The organism is Streptomyces neyagawaensis (genome assembly GCF_023516595.1).
Taxonomy (GTDB): Bacteria; Actinomycetota; Actinomycetes; order Streptomycetales; family Streptomycetaceae; genus Streptomyces; species Streptomyces neyagawaensis.
The window spans coordinates 1-15579 of the sequence record NZ_JAMGBG010000090.1 but is presented as its reverse complement, the minus strand read 5'-3'; the positions used below and the strand labels follow the sequence as shown (position 1 = coordinate 15579).

Here is a 15579-nt window from a genome sequence, read left to right as displayed (position 1 = left end):
CGCTGTACGGGCGGAGCAGTGCGGTCAGATGGGTGCCGAAGGCGGACCGGTCGCCGCTCGCCAAGGCGTGCAGGGCGTGCAGGGCCGTGGTGTGGGGGTGCCGCAGGAGGCCCTGGGCGCCGCCGGTCATGTGGTCCAAGGAGTGGATCCGGGCGTACGCGGCGTCGAGCGCGGCGAGGACATCCGCCCGGGTGGGCGGGTGGGCGGCGGAGTCGTCCCCGGTGTCGCCGATGACGTACGCCATGAAGCCGCTGATCAGTTCGACCGAGGGGAGGCCCGCGCCGCCTTCCCGGGCGGCCTCGCGGGCGAAGTGGAAGGCCTCGCCGTGCCATTCGGCCTTGTCGGAGAGGACGGCCAGGCAGAAGGAGTCGAGCCAGCGGTGCGGGGTGGTGGGGGCCGGCGCCTCGGGCCGGCCCGGTTCGGGCTCGTAGTCCCGGCCGAAGTTCACGTAGTTGAGGAAGACCTGGAAGCGGTTGTGCGGGTGGTACACGGTGTACGCGACCGCGCCGGCCGCCGCCTCGGTGGCGTCGTCGAGGACCGCCTTGGCCTCCGGGACGTCGAGGTCGGGGTTCTGCAGGGAGAGGGCGGCCAGGTACTCCACGAGCCGGTCCGAGATCCACCACCACTCGTGGGCCGTCATGGCGCCGGCCCTCGACATCGACCAGACCTCTCCGACGATCCGGTTGTGGAAGTCCTCGCGAACCGCGGATATCGCCGCCGCGTCGACCTGGTGGCGTTCTCTGCGCACTGCTGTCCCGCTCCCCATGGAAGTGATCTTGTTCGCCAGCCTAGGCCGTACCTTGGCGCTTGAGGGAGGCTCGGCGGGTGGGGTGAGGCCCGGAGGCAGGCCGTAGGGAGCGGTTTCGGCCACCTGGACGGGGCCGCGGGGAGCAGGGGGGTTTCGGACGGTGGAAGGGGTGCGGGTGGCGGAGGACGAGCAGGGGGCCGTACGGGCGTTCCTGGCCGGGATACGGGTGGGAGAGGTGCTCGGCGGGGTCGTCGCGGAGGTGACGTCCCGAGGGGTGGCCGTGGTGCTGGACGGGTTCCCGTCGCGTCCGTTGGGGGCGGTGGGGGAGCTGGATCTGACGTGGGGGCCGGGGGCGGAGGCGGACCTGGTGGTGGGGCGGCGGGTCACGGGTGAGGTGATCGGGGTCGATCCGGGCCGGGGTGAGGTGCGGATGTCGACGGCGGCCACCCGACACCCGCTGCTCTGGCGGTTTCTGAGGGGACTTCGGGCCGGGCGGGTGCTGAGCGGCACGGTCGCCTCGATCGAGAGCTTCGGCGTGTTCGTGGCGCTGGACGAGGGGCCGGCGCATCCGATCCACCCCGGCGTCGGGTTCGTCACCTTCCCCGAGCTCTCCTGGCGGTACTTCGACGACCCCTCGGACGTCGTACGGGTCGGGGAGCGGGTGTCCGGCGCGTTCCTGCACTTCGACACCAGCAACGGTGAGGCGCGGCTGTCCTTGCGCGCGCTGCTGCCGGACCCGTTCCAGGAGTTCGCCGACGCGGTCGCGGTGGGGCAGGTGCTGCGCGGGCGGGTCACCAGGGTGGTCCCGTTCGGGGTGTTCGTCGAGGTCGCCGACGGGGTCCAGGGGCTCGTCCGGCCGCCGACCGGACCCGCGGCGGAGCGCCCGACGGCTCCCGAGGAGGTCGGGGCGCAGGGGGAGGAGGTGGCGGTGGCCGTCGTCGAGGTCGACCGGGAGCGGCGGACGCTTCTGCTGTCCCGGGTGCGGGCGCCGGGCTAGCGCCCGCCTACTCGGCGGTGACGATGCGTTCGACCGCGGCGGTCACCAGCTGCTCCCGCTCGGCCTCCGAGAAGACGTCGGGGAGGGTGAGCTGTTCGACGATCAGCCAGTTCAGGGTGAGCATCAGGAGTTTGACGACCATGGCGTCGCCCGGGAGGCCGGACGCCTCGTGGTAGGCGACGTTGGCGTCGACGTCGGCGCGGACGCGTTCGGTGAGGACCTTGCGCAGCTCGGGGCGGCGGGTCGCCTCCAGGCGGAGTTCGAGCAGGGCGAGGTAGCCGGTGCGGAAGGAGGCGACCCGGCCGACGAGTTCACGCATCAGCTCCACGTACGTCTCCCGGTCGCGGCCGGCGGCCCGCTGGCGGGCGATGGTGGCCTCGTCGGGCTGGAGCCGCTCGTAGACGCGGGCGCCGGCCTGGGTGAGGAGGTCGTCGCGGTTGGCGAAGTAGTTGGACGCGGTGCCGCCCGGGACGGCGGCCTCGGCGTCCACCGCGCGGAAGGTGAGGCCGCGGGCGCCTTCCCTGGCGAGGACCTCGATGGCCGCGTCGACGAGGGCGGCGCGGCGCTGGTCGTTCCGTCTCACCATTCACACCACTCCGTGCGTAGTACTACGTGCGGGACACTTCAGCAGAGTACTGCGCGGGCGGGCGCGCCGCGCCCAAGGGTCACGGCGTCACCTGGTCGTCCGTGCCCGGTGTCGGCTCGAACCCCTCCAGCCCCGCCACGAAATGGTCGAACTCCCCCGCCTGGACGCCCAGGACGAACGCGTCCCACTTGCGGCGGTTGGTGGTGACGACGACCTCGGGGGCGCTGGTCTCGCGGATGTAGACGGGGGCCTCCGGGTCGTCCTCGCCATCCCCCTCGCCGAAGGCCAGTTCGAACCAGGGGCCGGCGCCGGTGGCGTCCTCGGGGGCCGCGCGGATCCAGTCGAGATCCGGGGGGATGTCGGACATGGCGGGTTCTCCTTGTGGACGAAGGGGACGGAGTGCCGTGAGTGATCATTCCTAAGAAGGAGTGCCGCCTCTACACTGACCGTCGGCGGACTCGCGGGCGGTGAGGGGCGGTTGACGGTGCGTAAGGCATGGATCGTGGTGATCTCCGCTGTCGGCGCCGGACTCGCTTTCGTCATGTTGCTGGTCGTCGGTGTCTATCTGGTCGCCGGGAACCTCGCCAACGGGGTCGGCGGAAAGGTCGTCGGACTGGCCAAGGGCGCCGTTCCCGCGGCGTACCAGCCCCTGGTGCAGAAATGGGGCAATCTGTGCGACGCCATCAATCCGGCGTTGCTGGCGGCCCAGCTGTACCAGGAGAGCGGGTTCAACCCGAAGGCGCAGAGCCCCGCCGCGGCCCAAGGGATCGCGCAATTCATTCCGGGGACGTGGGCGACGCACGGGCTGGACGGTGACGGGGACGGCGACCGTGACGTCTGGGACCCGAATGACGCGATTCCATCGGCCGCCTCGTACGACTGCAAGCTCGCCTCGTACGTGAAGGACGTACCCGGAGATCCGACCGCGAACATGCTCGCTTCCTACAACGCGGGCGCGTACGCCGTCATCAAGTACGGGGGCGTCCCGCCGTACAAGGAGACCCAGAACTACGTCAAGACGATCACGACGCTGTCGGAGAGTTTCGCCGCGCCCACGAGCCGCGTCGACCCGAGCGAGCAGGCGGCCGGTGCCATCGCGTACGCCCAGAAGAAGCTCGGCACGCTCTACCTCTGGGGCGGCAACGGCACCGCTGACCAGGGTGGACGCTTCGACTGCTCGGGGCTGACGAAGGCGGCGTACGCGAGTGTGGGGATCACGCTGCCCCGCGTCGCGAACGATCAGTACAACGCCGGGCAGCACCCCTCGCGGGGCGAACTGCTGCCGGGTGATCTCGTCTTCTTCTCCGACGACCTCACCAACTCCCGTGCCATTCGGCACGTCGGGATTTATGTGGGGGGCGGATATATGATCAACGCCCCGCGGCCGGGCGCGGTCATCCGGTTCGACCCGATTGACACCCCCGACTACTTCGGAGCCACCCGGGTCACCGAAGATGGCGCGAAAGCACTGCCCAAGACCGTCTGACGGGTCCGTAATTCTCCGTGAACCCGTGCCCTGAGCTGCGGCGACGCGTCTCTCTTCGATAACGTCTGAGTGATCATTCAGTGGAGGGTGGAACGCATTGGAGAGAAGTGTGCGTTCCTATTTGACGTAGCGCGTTGACGCCTACGGACACCACGGGGGTGGCAACAGCGCGGCGCACGTACGGGTGCGGTCGCGAGAACGATGACGAAAGGGCCGCAGCACGATGGCTGGACTCGCCGCGCATGCCGCACTTGCCGCTGATTCCGGATCCAATCCCGACGTCGAGCTGCTCTACGACATCAATGGCCTGGCCAAGGACGCCCCGACCTGGCTCGACCGGGTCATGGAGTTCGTCGGCGAGTACGGCCTGCTGTTCGCCATGGTGCTGCTGATCCTGTGGTGCTGGTGGGGTGTGCGCAAGCGCGGCGGCGAGGACGCGGCCTCGTCCGTGGCCGCGCTGGTGTGGGCGCCGCTGGCCGCCGGTGTCGCCGTACTGATCAACGTGCCGATACGCGGGTTCGTCGAGCGGCCCCGGCCCTTCCTCGACCACGAGGGGCTGGAGGTGCTCGTCTCCGGCAAGACCGACTACTCCTTCGTCAGCGATCACGCGACCCTGATCATGGCGATGGCGGTCGGACTCTTCGTCGCCAACCGGAAGTTCGGCCTGATCGGCCTCGTCATCGGCCTCCTCGGCGGCTTCATCCGGGTCTACATGGGCGTGCACTACCCGACCGACGTGATCGGCGGCTTCGCGCTCGGCACCGCCGTCGCCCTGCTGCTCTCGCCGCTCGCCATGGCGCTGCTGACGCCGCTGATGAAGGCGATCGAGCGGTCGCCCCGCGTGGGGTGGCTCGTCCGGGCGCGCGGGCGTGACGGTCAGCGTGCGGTGATCCCGGGCGCGCGGGTCGAGACGTCCTCCACGGAGGAGCGGGACCTGGCCGCGTAGCCGCGACCGCCCGGCCCGACACGACCGAACGGCCCCCTCACCGCATGCCGGTGAGGGGGCCGTCGTCATGGGGCCGCCGTGGGCCCCGGTAGCGCTACAGGGCCTGCGGGAAGGTGAAGAAGCGGTTCGGGTCGTACTTCTTCTTCAGGGTGGTCAGCCGGCCGGCCGCGTCCCCGTAGTACGCCTTCCTCCAGTCCGTGAGGGTGGGGTCGGTGTAGTTCTGGTAGGCGGCGCCGGAGGCGTGGCGGGCCATCGACTTGTGGGCGCCGTCCAGCCAGGACTGGGCTGCCGTGCCGGAGGTGCCGGGCTTCCAGGAGGCGATGTACTGGGCCAGCATCCGCGAGCGGCGGTGGACGAAGGCCGTCGCCGTCGGCGAGACGCGGTTCACCTGGCCGCCGAGCGCGGTGAGGGCGATGCTGCCCGCGCCGCCCTTCACACCGGTGATCCGGGTCAGCAGGGTCTGGATGCCCGCCGAGGAGATCGAGCGGTCGAAGAAGTCGGAGCGGGCGGCGTACGTCTCGCGGCCCAGCTTGCCCTTGGGCGAGCGGCCGGGTGTCGTGCCGGGCAGATGGCACTGGGCGTCCTCGGCGAAGGACCGGCAGCCCGCGTAGCCCTCCATGGCGTCCTCGTACGTACGGCGCTTGAGGGAGACGCTGCGGGCCGGGGCGCCCACCCGGTCGGCGAGCCGGTCGACGGCGTTCTGGAGCTCGCCGTAGGTGCCGAGGGAGAAGGCGGCGACGGAGACGGTCGGGGTGCCGCCGGCCGACTTCGCCATGTGACAGGACGACCAGATCTCGTCGGCCTGGTTGGGCCCCCATTCCTGCCACGCCTTCAGGACGGCGGCGGCCCTGGACCAGGGCCAGGTGAGGTACGCGGTGACGCCGGGAGGAGCCGCGTGGGTCTTGAAGCGGAGTTCGGTGACCACGCCGAAGTTGCCGTTGCCGGCGCCGCGCAGGGCCCAGAAGAGGTCCTGGTTGGTGGTGGCGTTCGCCACGAGCTGCTTGCCGTCCGCGGTGACGAGGGTGGCCTGGGTGAGGCTGTCGCAGGTCAGGCCGTAGGCGCGGGACGTCACACCGTGGCCGCCGCCGAGGGTGAGGCCGGAGACGCCGACGGTGGGGCAGGAGCCGGCGGGGATGGTGACACCCTTGGCGGCGAGCGCGCGGTAGACGTCGATGAGCTTCGCGCCGGCGCCGATCACGGCCTCGCCGCCGGAGGCGCGGACCTTGTTGAGCTTGGAGACGTCGACTATCAGCCGGCCGTTGCCGGAGGACCAGCCGGCGTAGGAGTGGCCGCCGTTGCGTATCGCGACCTTGAGGTCGTGGGCCCTGGCGTAGGCGAGGGTGGTGCGGATGTCGTCGGGGTGGGCGACATAGGCGACGGCGGTGGGCTTCAGGGTGTCGAAGCGGGTGTTGTAGAGCTGGCGGGCCGTCGTCCAGGCCTTGTCCCCGGGGCGGACGAGCGGCCCGTCGAGGTCGCGGGCGAGGGCGGCCCAGTTGACCGCCGTGGGCTTCCTGCCCGCGCCGTGGGCCGTCGTGGTCGTCAGGGAGGCGTCCGTGGCCGTGGCCGTGGCCGAGGCATCGGAGCCGCCTCCGGAGCTACAGGCCGAGGTGGTCAGTGCGGTGAATGCGGCCGCACCACCGCCGATGAACGTACGCCGTTCCATGTGCGCCTCCCGGTGCGCCGCGAGTTGGGGTCGTGAGACGAGACGGGGGTTGGTGGGGGCGGGGTTCCCTCCGCCGCCCGTGCCTTCGGGCGCCCGCCGGATCGGGGCGCCCATGAGGCCGGGTGCCCGATGTCGTCGTGCGTGTGCGGGTGCTGGGCGGTTTCCCGCGCGGTTCCCCGCGCCCCGTGCCCAGTCCGGGTGGACGTGTCTGGTATGCGTGGAGTTTCCTTTTCTTAAGGATTTCTCCGCCTGTGAATTGCATAGATGCCGATCGACCCCGCACCGCAGGGTGTCAGTGCTAGCGGGTGCTCGGTCCAGAGGATGGTGGCCGCCGTAAGCATTCCGTTACCTCACCGCACTGTCGGCAGGGGTTCACTCGCCGTTCACTTCCGTCCATCGGCGGCTTCACCTGATCTGCCTAATTTCGGCCTTACCCGGTGCGGGATGTGGGCCGAGAACGCGGCCCCGCCTCCCGTGACGACAGCAGCCTGAGGGACGACGGTGCCCGCAAGAGCACTCCTGAGGCTGATACGACGACTTCGCACGCCGCCATGTGGACGGCGGCTCCTGGAAGGAACCCCCGAAAGTGAAGCTTCAGCGCAAGAACCGGCTGCGCGCCCTTTCTCTCGGTGCTGTCGCCGTCACCGGCGCCCTGACCCTGACGGCTTGTGGGTCGGACGACACGGGTGGCGGCAGTGCGGGCGGCAGCTCGGCGCCGGCCAACAGCAAGATCGACTGCGGCGACGCCAAGGGCCAGCTGCTGGCCGACGGCTCTTCCGCGCAGAAGAACGCCATCGACGCCTGGGTCAAGCAGTACACGGCCTCCTGCAAGAGCGTCCAGATCAACTACAAGGGCAGCGGTTCGGGCGCCGGTATCACCGCGTTCACCCAGGGCCAGGTCGCCTTCGCCGGTTCCGACTCCGCGCTGAAGCCGGAAGAGGTCACCGCCTCCAAGGAGGTCTGCAAGGGCGGTCAGGGCATCGACCTGCCGATGGTCGGCGGCCCGATCGCGGTCGGCTACAACGTCCCGGGCGTCGACAGCCTGGTCCTGGACGCCAAGACCCTCGCGCTGATCTTCGACAGCAAGATCACCAACTGGAACGACAAGGCCATCAAGGCGCTGAACCCCGACGCCAAGCTGCCCGACCTCAAGATCCAGCCGTACCACCGCTCGGACGAGTCCGGCACCACGGACAACTTCACCAAGTACCTGATCGCCGCCGCGCCCGACAACTGGAAGTACGAGGGCGGCAAGGCCTGGCAGGCCAAGGGCGGCCAGTCCGCGCAGGGCTCCTCCGGTGTCGCGCAGGGCGTGAAGGAGACCAAGGGTGCCATCTCCTACATGGAGCTGTCGTACGCCAAGGACGGCATGAGCACGGTCGACATCAAGACCGGCGCCACCGAGCCCGTCAAGGCGACCGTCGAGAACGCCACCAAGGCCATCTCCGAGGCCCAGGTCGTGGGCACCGGCAAGGACCTCGCGCTGAAGCTGAACTACACGCCGACCGCCGAGGGCGCCTACCCGATCACCCTCGTCACCTACGAGATCGTCTGTGACAAGGGCAACAAGGCGGACACCCTGCCCGCCACCAAGTCCTTCCTCACCTACATCGCCTCCGAGGATGGTCAGGGCCTGCTCGCCGACGCCGGCTACGCCCCGATGCCCGAGGAGATCATCACCAAGGTCCGCAGCACCATCTCGGGCCTGAGCTGATCTGAGTGCGGCCCAGCCCCGACCGGGACTGGGCCGCATCGTCCGGTGCACCGCCGCCAGGAGCCGTTCCGCCACCGCGGACGGCTCCGCCCCGAGTCGCCGTCCCACGACGACGGCTCCGCAGACCGGAGAACCTGATGGACATATCCACGACCAAAGACACGCCACTCCCCTCCACACCACCGCCGCCCGCCGCGGAGGAGAAGCGCGCCGCCCGCGGCGCCACCCGCCCCGGCGACCGGATCTTCCTCGGCCTCTCCCGCGGCTCCGGCATCTTCCTGCTGGCGATCATGGCGGCCATCGCCGTGTTCCTCAGCTACCGCGCCGTGCTCGCGATCGGCAAGGACGAGGGCAACTTCTTCACCACCTTCGAGTGGAACCCCACCGGCAACCCGCCGGTCTTCGGCATCGCGGTGCTGGCCTTCGGCACCATCGTGTCGTCGATCATCGCGATGGCCATCGCGGTCCCGGTCGCCGTCGGGATCGCCCTGTTCATCACGCACTACGCCCCCCGCAAGCTGGGCGGCCCCATCGCGTACGTGGTCGACCTGCTCGCCGCCGTGCCGTCCATCGTCTACGGCCTCTGGGGCGCCCTCGTGCTCGTCCCGCAGCTCGACGGCCTCTACGGCTGGCTGAACGACTACCTCGGCTGGACCGGCATCTTCGAATGGCAGGGCGGCGCGCCCCGTTCGATGCTCACCGTCGGCATCCTGCTCGCGATCATGATCCTGCCGATCATCACCAACGTGAGCCGCGAGGTCTTCCGCCAGGTCCCGCAGATGCACGAAGAGGCCGCGCTGGCCCTCGGCGCCACCCGCTGGGAGGTCATCCGCATGGCCGTCCTGCCCTTCGGGCGCTCCGGTGTCATCTCCGCCTCGATGCTCGGCCTCGGCCGCGCCCTCGGCGAGACGATGGCCGTCGCGATGGTCCTGTCCTCCAGCTTCGAGATCAACCTCAGCCTGCTCGACCCGGGTGGCGGCACCTTCGCCCAGAACATCGCCAGCAAGTTCAGCGAGGCCACCGAGATGGGCCGGGACGCGCTCATCGCCTCCGGTCTGGTCCTGTTCGTCATCACCCTGCTGGTCAACGGCGCGGCCCGCCTGATCATCGCCCGCCGCAAGGAGTTCTCGGGGGCCAACGCATGAGCAACGCAACTCTCTCCGACAAGCGCCCCAGCACCCTGCGTGCCGCGTCCCTGCCCAAGTGGTTCTCGTGGGCGGTCGCCGCCGCCTCCGTCGCCCTCGGCCTCGGTATCTCCGCCGCCCTGGGCCTGGAGAGCTCCATCCAGTGGGCCCTGATCGCGGGCGTCCTCTTCGTCGCCGGGACGTTCGGCATCGCCGCCCGCGTCGAGGGCAAGCGGCAGGCCAAGGACCGGGTCGCGACCAGCGTCGTCTGGGTCGCGTTCCTCCTCGCCGTCGTCCCGCTGGCCTCCCTCGTCTGGGAGACCGTCAGCCGCGGTGTGAAGGTCCTCGACACCTACTTCCTCACGCACTCGATGGGCGTGGTCGCCGACACCGAGCCCGGCGGCGGCATCTACCACGCCATCCTCGGCACCCTGGAGCAGGTCGGCCTCGCCACCCTGATCTCCGTGCCGATCGGTGTGCTGACCGCGATCTACCTCGTCGAGTACGGCCGAGGCAAGCTCGCCAAGGCCGTCACCTTCTTCGTCGACGTCATGACGGGTGTCCCGTCGATCGTCGCGGGCCTGTTCATCCTCAGTACCTGGATCCTGATCCTGGACATGGGCCCCTCCGGTTTCGCCGGCGCGATGGCGCTGACCATCCTGATGCTGCCGGTCGTCGTCCGCTCCACCGAGGAGATGCTCAAGCTCGTCCCGAACGAGCTGCGCGAGGCCTCGCTGGCGCTGGGCGTGCCGAAGTGGCGCACGATCCTCAAGGTGGTCCTCCCGACCGCGATCGGCGGTATCACGACCGGTGTGATGCTCGCGGTCGCCCGTATCGCCGGTGAGACCGCCCCGGTCCTGCTGCTGGTGTGGGGTTCGAACTTCATCAACACGAACCCCTTCTCCGACCCGCAGGCGTCGCTGCCGATGTACATCTACCTGCAGTACGCCAACAGCGGCGGCTCCGGAGCGGCGTACGACCGTGCGTGGGCGGCGGCCCTGACGCTCATCGCCTTCATCATGATCCTGAACCTGGCGGCCCGCGGCATCGCCCGCTGGAAGGCTCCCAAGACCGGTCGCTGACGCGGCCATACAGCGACCAGTTCCCCCAGCGAATTCCCCGCGAATTCCTCGCGAAAGAAGCAGTGATTCACATGGCCAAGCGAATCGACGTCAGCGGCCTCAACGCCTATTACGGTTCCTTCCGGGCCATCGAGGACATCTCGATGACCGTCGAGCCCCGCACCGTGACGGCCTTCATCGGCCCCTCCGGCTGCGGCAAGTCCACCTTCCTGCGCACCCTGAACCGGATGCACGAGGTCACGCCGGGTGGCCGCGTCGAGGGCAAGGTCATGCTCGACGACGAGGACCTGTACGGCGCCGGGGTCGACCCGGTGTCGGTGCGGCGTGAGGTCGGCATGGTCTTCCAGCGCCCCAACCCGTTCCCGACGATGTCGATCTACGACAACGTGGCGGCCGGCCTGAAGCTCGTCGGCACCAAGAAGAAGTCCGAGATGGACGACGTCGTCGAGAAGTCCCTCAAGGGCGCGAACCTCTGGAACGAGGTCAAGGACCGCCTGGGCAAGCCGGGCTCCGGCCTCTCCGGCGGTCAGCAGCAGCGGCTCTGCATCGCCCGCGCGATCGCGGTCGAGCCGAACGTGCTGCTCATGGACGAGCCCTGCTCGGCCCTGGACCCGATCTCCACGCTCGCCATCGAGGACCTCATCGGCGAGCTGAAGGAACGGTTCACGATCGTCATCGTGACGCACAACATGCAGCAGGCGGCGCGTGTCTCGGACCGTACGGCGTTCTTCAACCTGGCGGCCGTCGGGCAGCCGGGCAAGCTGATCGAGATCGACGACACCGAGCGGATCTTCTCCAACCCGTCGGTGCAGGCCACGGAGGACTACATCTCCGGCCGCTTCGGCTAGGCCGGCCCGCGGGCCGGAGCCGCCGTCCCGGTTCCGGCCCGCCTCCCAGGACCCCTCGTGGTGTTGCATGGCGGTGCCGCCACGAGGTAGGTAAAGGGCCCGTCCCCCGGCTCCCGGGGGACGGGCCCGCGCCCTTTTTCCGACGGCGTTCCCGTCAGAGGAACGCCAGGTTCACGATCCAGAAACTGGTCGCGGCGACGATGGCGGCCGCCGGCATGGTGATGAACCAGCCGAGGACGATGTTCTTGGCGACGCCCCAGCGGACCGCGTTCACCCGCTTGGTGGCGCCGACGCCCATGATCGCCGAGGTGATGATGTGGGTCGTCGAGATGGGGGCCTTGAAGATGAAGGCCGTGATGAACATGATCGACGCGCCGGTGGTCTCCGCGGCGAAGCCCTGCGGCGGGTCGAGCTCGATGATCTTCCGGCCCAGGGTGCGCATGATGCGCCAGCCGCCCGCGTACGTGCCGAGGGACAGCATGACCGCGCAGACGATCTTCACCCAGATCGGGATCGGGTCTCCGTAGTCCTCGACGTCCGCGATGACCAGGGCCATCACGACGATGCCCATCGTCTTCTGGGCGTCCTGGAGACCGTGGCCGAGGGCCATGCCGGCCGCCGACACGGTCTGCGCTATACGGAAGCCGTGCTTGGCCTTGTGCGGGTTGGCACGGCGGAAGATCCACATGATCGCCGCCATCACCAGGTAGCCGACGACCAGGCCGACCACCGGGGAGACGAACATCGGGATGACGACCTTCTCCAGGACGCCGGACCAGTAGACCGTCGTACCGCCCGCGAGGGCCGCGCCCACCATGCCGCCGAACAGCGCGTGGCTGGAGGAGGACGGCAGGCCGAAGTACCAGGTGACGAGGTTCCAGGTGATCGCGCCGACGAGGGCGGCGAAGAGGATGCCCATCCCCTTGGAGCCCTCCGGCGTGGAGATCAGCCCCTCGCTGACCGTCTTGGCGACCCCGCTGCCCAGGAAGGCGCCCACGAGGTTCATGACCGCGGCCATGGCGAGGGCCGCGCGCGGGGTGAGCGCCCGGGTCGAGACCGAGGTCGCGATCGCGTTCGCGGAGTCGTGGAAGCCGTTGGTGTACGTGAAGAAGAGCGCGACCCCGATGGTCACGACCAGAGCGAAGGTGTCCATGAAGGGTTCAGGACTCCTTGACCGCGATGGTCTCCACCGTGTTCGCCACGTGCTCGAAGGCGTCCGCCGCCTCCTCCAGCACATCCACGATCTGCTTGAGCTTCAGGACCTCGATGGCGTCGTACTTGCCGCTGAAGAGATGGGCGAGCAGCTTGCGGTGGATCTGGTCCGCCTGGTTCTCCAGCCGGTTCACCTCGATCCAGTACTCGGTGAGGTTGTCCATGGTGCGGAGGTGGGGCATCGCCTCGGCCGTCAGTTCGGCCGCGCGCGCCAGGACCTCGATCTGCTGCTCGACGCCCTTCGGGAGGTCCTCGATGCTGTAGAGGACGACCAGGTCGACGGCCTCCTCCATGAAGTCCATGATGTCGTCGAGGGACGACGCGAGGGAGTAGATGTCCTCGCGGTCGAACGGTGTGATGAACGAGGAGTTCAGCTGGTGGAAGATCGCATGGGTGGCGTCGTCACCGGCGTGCTCGGCTGCTCGCATGCGCTCTGCGATCTCGGCCCGGGCGGACGGGTCCGCCCCGAGCAGTTCCATGAGGAGCTTCGAGCCCGTGACGATGTTGTCCGCGGAGGCGGCGAACATGTCGTAGAAGCTCGTCTCCCTGGGGGTCAGACGAAAGCGCACAAGGGGTCCTCGGGGTGCATCGGTTTCGGTCAGGCTGATGCTAAGTGCATCATCCGGCCACGGCTAATGGGCCGTCCCCCAGTGTCGCCCATCGGGCAACGCGGTCGACAGGGGGGCTGCCCGGAGGCCATATACCCGCCAAAGTTCGATACGATATACCCAGTAGGGGTATATGTCTGGAGGACGCGATGACGACCACCGGGGCCGGCGCGGAAGCGCCCTCCGTCGCGGACGCCGTGGAGCCGCCTGTCGTGACCGACCACGACCATGGAATCCATGGGTACCACCACCAGAAGGGTGAGCATCTCAAGCGACTGAGGCGCATCGAGGGCCAGATTCGAGGGCTCCAGCGGATGGTCGACGAGGACGTCTACTGCATCGACATACTCACGCAGGTCTCCGCCTCCACCAAGGCCCTGCAGTCCTTCGCGCTGCAACTGCTGGAGGAACACCTGCGGCACTGCGTCGCCGACGCGGCCCTCAAGGGGGGTTCCGAGGTCGACGCGAAGGTGGAGGAGGCCACGAAGGCCATCGGTCGGCTGCTGCGGACCTGAGCATCGGCCCGGCCGCCCGGTGATCGAGTTTCGGCCACAGCCACAGCCACAGCGACAGCCGCGGCCGCGAGCTGGGGGGAGGGCTACGGGGCGTCCTGGGCGCGTTCCTCGCCCACGCGGAGGACTTCGTCGATGCGGTCGGGGCTGAGGCGGTCCCCGTCGGTGGCCGAGGCGGCGATGATCAGTTCACCGCAGAGCTCGATCTCGGCGAGGGCCACGTGGTCATGGACCGCAGTACCGCCTGCCGGAGCCACGCGCATCACCTCTTCTCCGCCGTCACCGACTTCCTAGGGTAGGCAGCGGCCCACAGGCCGCGCATGGCACCAACGGACCATTTCCGGCCCCGCACTTCCCCGAGGGGCCAACTTCCGCGGACCGCGGCGGAGGCCCGACGGCAGGGGCCCTAGTCCTCCGCGATCTTCCCCGCGTAGATGTCCTGCGGCCGCGGCAGCCGTACCGCGACGTGGACGCCGAAGTCGTACAGCAGGGTCGTCGAGGCGACGGCCACCGTGTCCTGCTGCCGGCCGTTGACGAAGCTGAACCGGTGGCGGACCTTGCGGATCCGGCCCTCGTCGTCGAGGTACGCGTCGAAGGGGACCGTGGCGGTGGCGAACCCCCGGGCCGCGGCCCGCAGCGGCGCCCGGTTGCCCTCGGAGGCGGCGCGGGAGGCTGCGGTGAGGTCGGCGGTGCCGCGGTAGTGGCTCACGGGCGTGCCGTCGACCTCGGCCCGCCCGACGTAGGTCGCGGAGCGGGCGCCGCGCAGCACCTCGGCGGCGGCGAACGGATCGGTGGCGCCGCCGGTGACCAGGTTGCCGTCGGAGAGGGTGCCCGTGTCGACGCGGACCCATTTGTCGGCGGGGACGCCCGCGCCCCGGTTCTTCATGAACAGCGCGCCGGGGGCGAGGAGTTCGGTGATGGGGCGGTGTTCGCTGGTGCCGGCCGGGTCCTGCGGCAGCAGCACCTTCAGCCGGCCGAGCTGTCTGCCGTAGTCGTAGACGCCCTCGCCGTGGATGGTGACGCGGGTGCCGCCGGTGGCCATCTCCATCTCCGTGCGGGTCTTGGAGCTGCCCGCGCGGACGAGGGTGGGGGCGGCGCGGTGGAGGAGGTCGACGGGGTCGGAGGAGGCGGGGTCGTCGCCGGGGGCGCCGGGGGCGCAGCCCAGGGGGGAGACCAGGAGTCCCGCCGCGACGACCACCGAGCCCGCCCTGCTGTGCCGCCGCGTCACCATCGCCCGCAACCCCCTGACCGGTCCGTACCGGGTCCTCCTGCCGTCCGGTTAACGACGGGTAGGGGCCGTCGTCACGCGGGTGCCTTCGGCACGTGCGGGGACGCGAGTTGGTGAGACGTTCACCTGCCCTGGGTAACGTCACCGTGTGGCACAGCACGACGAGGCGGTATTACCGCAGGAGCACCGCACGACGACCGTCGAACAGGGCCGTTTCTGTGTGGCCCGCTGTACCTGCGGGTGGCGCGGCCCGGCGCGCAGGGCCCGCAGCCTGGCCCGGACCGACGCCGAGGGGCATGCCGCCGCGGGGTGAGGGGCGTGCGGGGCCGCCGGGGGTCAGGCCAGGCGCAGGGTGGTCAGGAACTCGTCGACCAGTTCCCGGTCGCGGGGCTGGGTGAGCCGGGCGCGGGCGGCGGCCGGGGCCAGCCAGAGCACGTCGTCGACCTCGCGGCTGGGGGTGAAGGAGCCGGCGGTCGCCTCGGCGGCCCAGTAGGTGACCCGCTTGGCGCGTCCGCCCACGAAGTAGTGGGTCGAGGGCAGCCGCGGGCCGGGCTCGCAGTGGTACCCGGTCTCCTCCTCCACCTCGCGCAGCGCGCCGTCGAGCGGGGCCTCGCCGCGCTTCAACTTGCCCTTGGGGTGCGACCAGTCGTCGTACTTCGGCCGGTGGACCAGACAGATCTCCAGTTCCCCGGCGTCGGGGGAGCGGCGCCACAGGACGCAGCCCGCCGCTTGGATGACGTCGTCGCTCATGACGTGCTCACCGCCTCCTTCTGCCAGGACTGCTGGAACGCGAAGCGGGCCGCCTCGACCTCGTGGCGCTGGTCG

At 69.8% G+C, this 15579-nt stretch carries 17 protein-coding genes; 8 read left to right on the top strand and 9 right to left on the bottom strand.

From position 1 onward, the window contains the following. Positions 1-748: Imm49 family immunity protein (locus tag M8J73_RS31300; protein ID WP_249829352.1), on the bottom strand; the 748-nt coding region annotated here is incomplete at its 3' end. Between the two features lie 175 nt (positions 749-923). Here M8J73_RS31300 and M8J73_RS31290 point away from each other — a divergent pair. After that, positions 924-1745, top strand: coding sequence for a S1 RNA-binding domain-containing protein (locus M8J73_RS31290; RefSeq protein ID WP_308408367.1), 822 nt, complete (start codon positions 924-926; stop codon positions 1743-1745). A 7-nt stretch (positions 1746-1752) separates the two neighbouring features. On the opposite strand, the gene M8J73_RS31285 is transcribed toward M8J73_RS31290, so the two are convergent. Beyond that, on the bottom strand, positions 1753-2331 hold the full coding sequence (locus tag M8J73_RS31285) for a TetR/AcrR family transcriptional regulator (RefSeq protein ID WP_055538687.1): 579 nt from the start codon (positions 2329-2331) through the stop codon (positions 1753-1755). Positions 2332-2410: 79 nt separating this feature from the next. Continuing rightward, on the bottom strand, positions 2411-2698 hold the full coding sequence (locus M8J73_RS31280) for a hypothetical protein (protein ID WP_055538688.1): 288 nt from the start codon (positions 2696-2698) through the stop codon (positions 2411-2413). Positions 2699-2809: 111 nt separating this feature from the next. Between M8J73_RS31280 and M8J73_RS31275 the strand changes: the two genes are divergently transcribed. Continuing rightward, positions 2810-3817: a C40 family peptidase gene (locus M8J73_RS31275; RefSeq protein ID WP_240501253.1), complete on the top strand. Its 1008-nt coding sequence runs from the start codon at positions 2810-2812 to the stop codon at positions 3815-3817. A gap of 223 nt (positions 3818-4040) precedes the next feature. Continuing rightward, positions 4041-4763: a phosphatase PAP2 family protein gene (locus M8J73_RS31270; protein WP_055538689.1), complete on the top strand. Its 723-nt coding sequence runs from the start codon at positions 4041-4043 to the stop codon at positions 4761-4763. 94 nt (positions 4764-4857) lie between these two features. On the opposite strand, the gene M8J73_RS31265 is transcribed toward M8J73_RS31270, so the two are convergent. After that, positions 4858-6426, bottom strand: a complete 1569-nt coding sequence (locus tag M8J73_RS31265) for an FAD-binding oxidoreductase (protein WP_055538690.1) — start codon at positions 6424-6426, stop codon at positions 4858-4860. A gap of 586 nt (positions 6427-7012) precedes the next feature. Between M8J73_RS31265 and pstS the strand changes: the two genes are divergently transcribed. The 4 genes from pstS to pstB all read left to right on the top strand — a co-directional run bounded on the left by pstS (position 7013) and on the right by pstB (position 11194). After that, positions 7013-8140, top strand: a complete 1128-nt coding sequence (gene pstS, locus M8J73_RS31260) for a phosphate ABC transporter substrate-binding protein PstS (protein WP_055538691.1) — start codon at positions 7013-7015, stop codon at positions 8138-8140. Between the two features lie 137 nt (positions 8141-8277). After that, entirely contained in the window at positions 8278-9285 is a 1008-nt protein-coding gene (gene pstC / locus M8J73_RS31255) for a phosphate ABC transporter permease subunit PstC (RefSeq protein ID WP_055538692.1), read from the top strand. Then, the gene (gene pstA / locus M8J73_RS31250) at positions 9282-10346 is read left to right on the top strand and encodes a phosphate ABC transporter permease PstA (protein WP_055538693.1); all 1065 of its coding nucleotides are present in this window, start codon (positions 9282-9284) and stop codon (positions 10344-10346) included. The genes pstC and pstA overlap by 4 nt, the downstream gene beginning before the upstream one ends. A 71-nt stretch (positions 10347-10417) precedes the next feature. Continuing rightward, the gene (gene pstB, locus M8J73_RS31245) at positions 10418-11194 is read left to right on the top strand and encodes a phosphate ABC transporter ATP-binding protein PstB (RefSeq protein WP_055538694.1); all 777 of its coding nucleotides are present in this window, start codon (positions 10418-10420) and stop codon (positions 11192-11194) included. A 154-nt stretch (positions 11195-11348) separates the two neighbouring features. Here pstB and M8J73_RS31240 read toward each other — a convergent pair whose 3' ends face one another. Next, the gene (locus M8J73_RS31240; RefSeq protein ID WP_055538695.1) at positions 11349-12347 is read right to left on the bottom strand and encodes an inorganic phosphate transporter; all 999 of its coding nucleotides are present in this window, start codon (positions 12345-12347) and stop codon (positions 11349-11351) included. 7 nt (positions 12348-12354) lie between these two features. Next, positions 12355-12975 (bottom strand): DUF47 domain-containing protein, encoded by a 621-nt coding sequence (locus M8J73_RS31235; RefSeq protein ID WP_055538696.1) that lies wholly within the window; start codon positions 12973-12975, stop codon positions 12355-12357. A gap of 188 nt (positions 12976-13163) precedes the next feature. On the opposite strand from M8J73_RS31235, the gene M8J73_RS31230 reads away from it, so the two are divergent. After that, complete coding sequence (locus M8J73_RS31230; protein ID WP_055538697.1) at positions 13164-13529, top strand: metal-sensitive transcriptional regulator; 366 nt, start codon at positions 13164-13166, stop codon at positions 13527-13529. Between the two features lie 83 nt (positions 13530-13612). Here M8J73_RS31230 and M8J73_RS31225 read toward each other — a convergent pair whose 3' ends face one another. From M8J73_RS31225 to M8J73_RS31215, 3 genes are all read right to left on the bottom strand, one after another. Further along, positions 13613-13783: a hypothetical protein gene (locus M8J73_RS31225; protein ID WP_167738840.1), complete on the bottom strand. Its 171-nt coding sequence runs from the start codon at positions 13781-13783 to the stop codon at positions 13613-13615. A 149-nt stretch (positions 13784-13932) separates the two neighbouring features. After that, the gene (locus M8J73_RS31220; RefSeq protein WP_249829351.1) at positions 13933-14757 is read right to left on the bottom strand and encodes an SCO4651 family lipoprotein; all 825 of its coding nucleotides are present in this window, start codon (positions 14755-14757) and stop codon (positions 13933-13935) included. A 333-nt stretch (positions 14758-15090) separates the two neighbouring features. After that, positions 15091-15504 (bottom strand): NUDIX hydrolase, encoded by a 414-nt coding sequence (locus tag M8J73_RS31215; protein WP_249829350.1) that lies wholly within the window; start codon positions 15502-15504, stop codon positions 15091-15093. Positions 15505-15579: the final 75 nt, after the last annotated feature.

Coding starts and splice junctions, on each gene's coding strand:
- M8J73_RS31285 (WP_055538687.1), bottom strand. CDS start 2,331: ATGGTGAGACGGAACGACCAGCGCCGCGCCGCCCTCGTCGACGCGGCC.
- M8J73_RS31280 (WP_055538688.1), bottom strand. CDS start 2,698: ATGTCCGACATCCCCCCGGATCTCGACTGGATCCGCGCGGCCCCCGAG.
- M8J73_RS31270 (WP_055538689.1), top strand. CDS start 4,041: ATGGCTGGACTCGCCGCGCATGCCGCACTTGCCGCTGATTCCGGATCC.
- M8J73_RS31265 (WP_055538690.1), bottom strand. CDS start 6,426: ATGGAACGGCGTACGTTCATCGGCGGTGGTGCGGCCGCATTCACCGCA.
- pstC (WP_055538692.1), top strand. CDS start 8,278: ATGGACATATCCACGACCAAAGACACGCCACTCCCCTCCACACCACCG.
- pstA (WP_055538693.1), top strand. CDS start 9,282: ATGAGCAACGCAACTCTCTCCGACAAGCGCCCCAGCACCCTGCGTGCC.
- pstB (WP_055538694.1), top strand. CDS start 10,418: ATGGCCAAGCGAATCGACGTCAGCGGCCTCAACGCCTATTACGGTTCC.
- M8J73_RS31240 (WP_055538695.1), bottom strand. CDS start 12,347: ATGGACACCTTCGCTCTGGTCGTGACCATCGGGGTCGCGCTCTTCTTC.
- M8J73_RS31230 (WP_055538697.1), top strand. CDS start 13,164: ATGACGACCACCGGGGCCGGCGCGGAAGCGCCCTCCGTCGCGGACGCC.
- M8J73_RS31220 (WP_249829351.1), bottom strand. CDS start 14,757: ATGGTGACGCGGCGGCACAGCAGGGCGGGCTCGGTGGTCGTCGCGGCG.
- M8J73_RS31215 (WP_249829350.1), bottom strand. CDS start 15,504: ATGAGCGACGACGTCATCCAAGCGGCGGGCTGCGTCCTGTGGCGCCGC.